Genomic DNA, 4,455 nt, shown 5'->3' on the forward strand with positions numbered 1-4,455 from the left:
AAATCGGTTGTTTCTAAATCTTCAAAATCAATTTCTTTTTTTAATAAAACGTTAGTTTTATTTTTTTTATATATATTGTTAATGTTAATGTTATTGTTAATGGCATCATTTAGCATTGCTTGTGCATTGCTATTAGCATTGCTATTAGCATTGCTATTAGCATTTTTAGCATCATTGCAATCATAAGTTGTATGTTTATCCCATCTTGCCTTTGCTGCCTTTTGTGCTCTTTCTGAAAACTTATTTAAATTATCATTTGAGTTATTGAGTTCCTCTTCAACTCTTAAACTCCATAAACGACCATCTTCTAAACGGATGATCTTCTCATCACGTAATAAGATGTCTAATGTGTTTTTTAGAACTCTCACTGAACAGCCAGCCCACCGTGCTAATTTTGGTGCATCTTCAATAATAGGACGGCGCTCTTCATACATATATAAAACAAGAGTCATATAAAGACCTTTTTCCACTATACTCATGCCACTAACATCAACAATCCATTGTGAAGAAAAAAGCCTCGTCCATGGTAATTTAGTTGACATGTATTGCCTCCCCTTTGTGCTTATGCCACCTTGCTATCGCTGCTTTCGAAGCTCTCTCTGAAAATTTGTTATCATCATATTCAAAGGCTATTGATCCATACCATAAGCTGCCATTCTCTAATTGTGTAATATGACCCGTGCTTATTAAAGCTTTTAATGCCTTTTGAAACGTTCTTACTGAACAACCGCACCAACCTGATAAATAAGACACATTATTTATAAGAGGCGCTTTCTTGTCTTTCATAAGCAATACTAATGTTGTGTAAACACCTTTCTCTGTTGCTTGCAAACCCATAAGCTCTTTTAAAAACTGATTGGAATAAAATCTTACGCAAGGAACTCTAATAATAGACATGAATGTCCTCCCTTTCTTTAACTAAATATAAAATTGCTAAAGCATCTGCTTCGTTATCATCTTTCGGATTGTGCCCTTTTGCACGCACCGCCTTAATCATCTCTTCTTTCGACGCATTCCCCTTGCCTGTCGTCGCTTTCTTAATCGTACTTACTGGTATCCCCTCATACGGTATCTGATGCTGTTCACACCACGCCGTTAACGTTGCTAACAAACCTCCGTAAACATGCGCTGCATCTGTACCTTTATGACGCCTCACCTCTTCAAAATACACCGCGTCAATTTGACCTGCTGTCTGCTTTATTTCTGATAGCCATTGCTTAAAGCGCAAATAACGCATTCCACCGCCTTCAAAACGGCGTGATTGAAAATTCACGGTACCACTGAACATGTCACCACTTGCACCACGTATCGCCCACCCCGTCTTCGTACCTAGATCAAAACAAAGAATCGTGTTAATCACAGTGCCACTCCATACATAACGTGTTTTATTAGGTTGTTTTTTTCCGAAAATGAAAGAAAGAACGGTGTGTAAAATATGCAAGCAGTTTTAAATTGGATAGAACAGCATCCTGTATTATTTTCAGCGTTTTCTGTATTATTTTCTGCACTTTCTTCGGTTGGTGCTTTATTATCCGCAATTTTTTCTTTTCGTTCTATTAAACAGACATTGAATTTAAGAAATGAAGATCGAATAGAAGCTGCAAAGTTCAGAAGAGAAGACCGAGAAAAATTTGAAACAGAATTAGCTAATGCCATGGACATAGCTAATTCAACTAAACAACAAGCAATATCAATGGAAAAGCTTGCTAACGTTCTAGAAAAACAGACAGAAATTCTAGAGCAGAGAAAACTTAATGTTTTTGTACAGCGTATAGTGATGCATAATGATCCTGATAATAAATCACAATTATTAATTGATATATTATTAACCATTGCAAATCCTACAAAACACATAATTAAAATTAATTCCATCAGTATAGAGAATGATAGAAATTATAAATTTATTCACGCAGTCTATCGTGGATTTACTGATTCAACCGTTTTTCCCCTCGGAGATATATACCAAATCCAGCCCCAAAGCTCCAAATACCTCTGTTTTAAACAACCCCAAACAGAGCCTCTAATACATGGAGATATTGACCCATTTAGCCTCATAGCTTTTGGCTCATTAGAACTAATTCTTACCATTTCGCCTCTCAAGAAAAATCCATTAATTTATCTAATATTTACTATGGAACACACTGCTATAGATCCTGAAAATCCACCAGAAAAAGTGAATTTTTTCGCTCACTGTATTCGTTTAAAAAATGCTTTCAATCCACTATAGTTTTCCCAGGTACGAGATAGCTCTGTTGTTCCTCAGGACTTTTTTTAGCAAGATCTTCCCATGTCAGTGGCTTTAACCCCAATAAATGCCCCAATAACTCTTGAGACCTCGGCCAATAGTCTAGTTGTGCAAATGTAATGGTATTTCGTGGTATAAACCATTCTTCAAAAGCTCTAACAACTTTAATTGCTTGAATCTTTGTCTGCTCATCCCTCATTAATTGTTGCAATAATTCCTGCGATCTATCTTCTTGTTCATCTGTAATGGGATTTAGTTCTATAAACTCTCTTACAAGCGTACGAACAGCTTTAGAGACTTGAATATTTTCATAAATATTTTCATATGACATCACACATTCTTGCCCTTTAGTGCTTTTCTCTAAACATTCTTGCACGTTTGCTTGTAATTCTTGTAAATGTTGTATTTTCTCTTCATTTTCTGCTAGCTGTCCTTCCATCAATGCTTTTTGTGACGTTATTAACTCATTTTTTTCTGCTAGCTCTTTTCTAAGCCTTCGCACTCTTTTAGAAGAGTCATGAACAGCATAAAACGAAATCACATTCGCAATTAAGGAAATAACAATTGCTACTAAACTCATCTTTCTCTCCTCACTTACCCTTCTTCTTACTCTTCTTATTCTTATGAGACGGCGCTTTTACTGCTTCATCACGCTGTTTAAGCTCTTGTGTTAGTCTTTGAATTTCCGCATCACGTGATTGCACATCTTCTTTTAGTGCCTTTATCTTTTCACTTTTCCGTTTAAACTCTTCTCGATACGCATCTATCTTTTGCTTAAGGTCTTCAATTTCCGTATCACGTGATTGCACATCTGCTTCGAGTGTCGTCACAACTTCACTTATATTTCTGAACGCCTTTTCATGCTCTTCAGTCTGTTGCTTAAATTTTTTTATTAGCTTGTCACGTTCTTTAATCTCTTGCTTCAGTGCTTCAATTAGCTTGTCACGTTCTTTAAGATCCGCATCACATTCATCAATTGTCTGCTTGGTTTCCTTTAAATACCTAAACTCATTCCCTCTCATTTCTTTCTTAAGATTATTAACCTGCTCTTTAAGTGCTTTAACTTGGTCGCGATAATGCAATGCAATACGAAACATCACTCCGCTTAAGAGCAAAACTGAAACCACTGCTATCCATAAAATCTCATTCGAACTCATCTTCATCTCCTTAATGCTGCAAAGTCTCACCCGCGCTATCAACGCTGGAACTTTTGCAAATTTTCGTAATTGGGGGGTGTTGCTCTTGCATTAATCTCTGCAAGCGCTCCGGATAAAAAAAATCTTCTGGACGTAAATCTATCCCATGCTCACGGGCGTAATCTAAAATTTTTTGCTGGTGTTTTGCTGGTATGTCACGCCATCTATAAACAGATGACACATCTCTTTGCACTATGGTTGCTACAGTTTTGAAACCACCTAAATATTTTATAATTAATCTCGAAGGCATATGTAATCTCCATAACAGCGCAATAAATAATTGCACTTTTTACATATGTCAACAAAAAATGCACCTTTCACATTTTTGCATTTTACGTATTTTTAGGGATAATATTTAAATTATGAGTAGCAATATTGAAAAAAGTATCCAACAATGGCTAGAAAAAAAATTAGACGAGCGCGGACATGGTGCTCAAATAGAACTAGCCGCCTACTTGGGAATCCATCAATCCACTATAAGCAGAATGATTAATCCTTACAAAAATGGAAAGTCAAGAAGCATAAGTATTGGGGAATTAGTTAAAATAGCTGAGTTTTTTAACGAGCCCCCCCCCAATTTCTTCAATGATGTTGATCAAGAATTTATGAATTTTTATCGTGATCTTTCTGAAGAAAACAAGAAGTCTGTGATTTTATATATTGAGTTTTTAAGGCAATCAAAAGATAAGTAATAGTTTCCTTTTCTTTCTGAGAAAACCCTTTTAAAAGATTAGAATCTTGTTCCACTATTTGCATTTTGTATCTCCATAAATTGTGGATAGTGCACTTAAAAAAAAAACATACCTAACATAAATTTGCACTTTTTACATTTTTATGTTGACACTTGCACTTTTTACATATATTCACTCCATATCTTAGAAAATAACTTTTGCCAATAGGCTCTATGGAGGCATTTGTGAAAAAACCAGTGTTTATCAATTCTGATGAAATTCTCTTAGTGATGTGCGAAAATGAAGAGCAAAATCTCGCTAAATATGGAACTTTCTTCGAAGA

General features: G+C 35.5%; 8 protein-coding genes. 2 read left to right on the forward strand and 6 right to left on the reverse strand.

The window, feature by feature from the left end:
* From ACFIK6_RS09135 to ACFIK6_RS09145, 3 genes are all read right to left on the reverse strand, one after another.
* Positions 1–479, reverse strand: a 479-nt coding sequence (locus tag ACFIK6_RS09135; protein WP_375677577.1) for a DUF1376 domain-containing protein, incomplete at its 3' end; no start/stop codon positions are given.
* Between the two features lie 52 nt (positions 480–531).
* Positions 532–897 carry a DUF1376 domain-containing protein gene (locus ACFIK6_RS09140; RefSeq protein ID WP_375642659.1) on the reverse strand — a complete coding sequence of 122 codons (366 nt, stop codon included), beginning with the start codon at positions 895–897 and terminating at the stop codon, positions 532–534.
* Positions 884–1,360: a crossover junction endodeoxyribonuclease RuvC gene (locus tag ACFIK6_RS09145; protein ID WP_375677575.1), complete on the reverse strand. Its 477-nt coding sequence runs from the start codon at positions 1,358–1,360 to the stop codon at positions 884–886. Before ACFIK6_RS09145 ends, ACFIK6_RS09140 begins: the two co-directional genes overlap by 14 nt.
* A 75-nt stretch (positions 1,361–1,435) precedes the next feature.
* Between ACFIK6_RS09145 and ACFIK6_RS09150 the strand changes: the two genes are divergently transcribed.
* Positions 1,436–2,227: a hypothetical protein gene (locus ACFIK6_RS09150; protein WP_375632835.1), complete on the forward strand. Its 792-nt coding sequence runs from the start codon at positions 1,436–1,438 to the stop codon at positions 2,225–2,227.
* Here ACFIK6_RS09150 and ACFIK6_RS09155 read toward each other — a convergent pair.
* Genes ACFIK6_RS09155 through ACFIK6_RS09165 form a run of 3 tightly spaced genes read right to left on the reverse strand, consistent with a single transcriptional unit; the run spans position 2,214 to position 3,691 of the window.
* The gene (locus tag ACFIK6_RS09155; protein WP_375642657.1) at positions 2,214–2,825 is read right to left on the reverse strand and encodes a hypothetical protein; all 612 of its coding nucleotides are present in this window, start codon (positions 2,823–2,825) and stop codon (positions 2,214–2,216) included. The two genes, ACFIK6_RS09150 and ACFIK6_RS09155, sit on opposite strands and share 14 nt — an antisense overlap.
* 10 nt (positions 2,826–2,835) lie before the next feature.
* The gene (locus ACFIK6_RS09160; RefSeq protein WP_375677576.1) at positions 2,836–3,402 is read right to left on the reverse strand and encodes a hypothetical protein; all 567 of its coding nucleotides are present in this window, start codon (positions 3,400–3,402) and stop codon (positions 2,836–2,838) included.
* A 10-nt stretch (positions 3,403–3,412) separates the two neighbouring features.
* Positions 3,413–3,691, reverse strand: a complete 279-nt coding sequence (locus tag ACFIK6_RS09165) for a hypothetical protein (RefSeq protein WP_375642655.1) — start codon at positions 3,689–3,691, stop codon at positions 3,413–3,415.
* A gap of 112 nt (positions 3,692–3,803) precedes the next feature.
* Here ACFIK6_RS09165 and ACFIK6_RS09170 point away from each other — a divergent pair, with 112 nt between their 5' ends.
* Positions 3,804–4,133 carry a helix-turn-helix domain-containing protein gene (locus ACFIK6_RS09170; protein ID WP_019220317.1) on the forward strand — a complete coding sequence of 110 codons (330 nt, stop codon included), beginning with the start codon at positions 3,804–3,806 and terminating at the stop codon, positions 4,131–4,133.
* Positions 4,134–4,455 lie beyond the last annotated feature (322 nt).

It is taken from the genome of Bartonella sp. AS69XJJH, assembly GCF_042195585.1.
GTDB lineage: Bacteria > Pseudomonadota > Alphaproteobacteria > Rhizobiales > Rhizobiaceae > Bartonella.

Excerpts from the sequence above, each read along its gene's own strand:
- ACFIK6_RS09150 (WP_375632835.1), top strand. The coding sequence starts at position 1,436 with ATGCAAGCAGTTTTAAATTGGATAGAACAGCATCCTGTATTATTTTCA.
- ACFIK6_RS09160 (WP_375677576.1), bottom strand. The coding sequence starts at position 3,402 with ATGAGTTCGAATGAGATTTTATGGATAGCAGTGGTTTCAGTTTTGCTC.
- ACFIK6_RS09170 (WP_019220317.1), top strand. The coding sequence starts at position 3,804 with ATGAGTAGCAATATTGAAAAAAGTATCCAACAATGGCTAGAAAAAAAA.
- ACFIK6_RS09155 (WP_375642657.1), bottom strand. The coding sequence starts at position 2,825 with ATGAGTTTAGTAGCAATTGTTATTTCCTTAATTGCGAATGTGATTTCG.
- ACFIK6_RS09140 (WP_375642659.1), bottom strand. The coding sequence starts at position 897 with ATGTCTATTATTAGAGTTCCTTGCGTAAGATTTTATTCCAATCAGTTT.
- ACFIK6_RS09165 (WP_375642655.1), bottom strand. The coding sequence starts at position 3,691 with ATGCCTTCGAGATTAATTATAAAATATTTAGGTGGTTTCAAAACTGTA.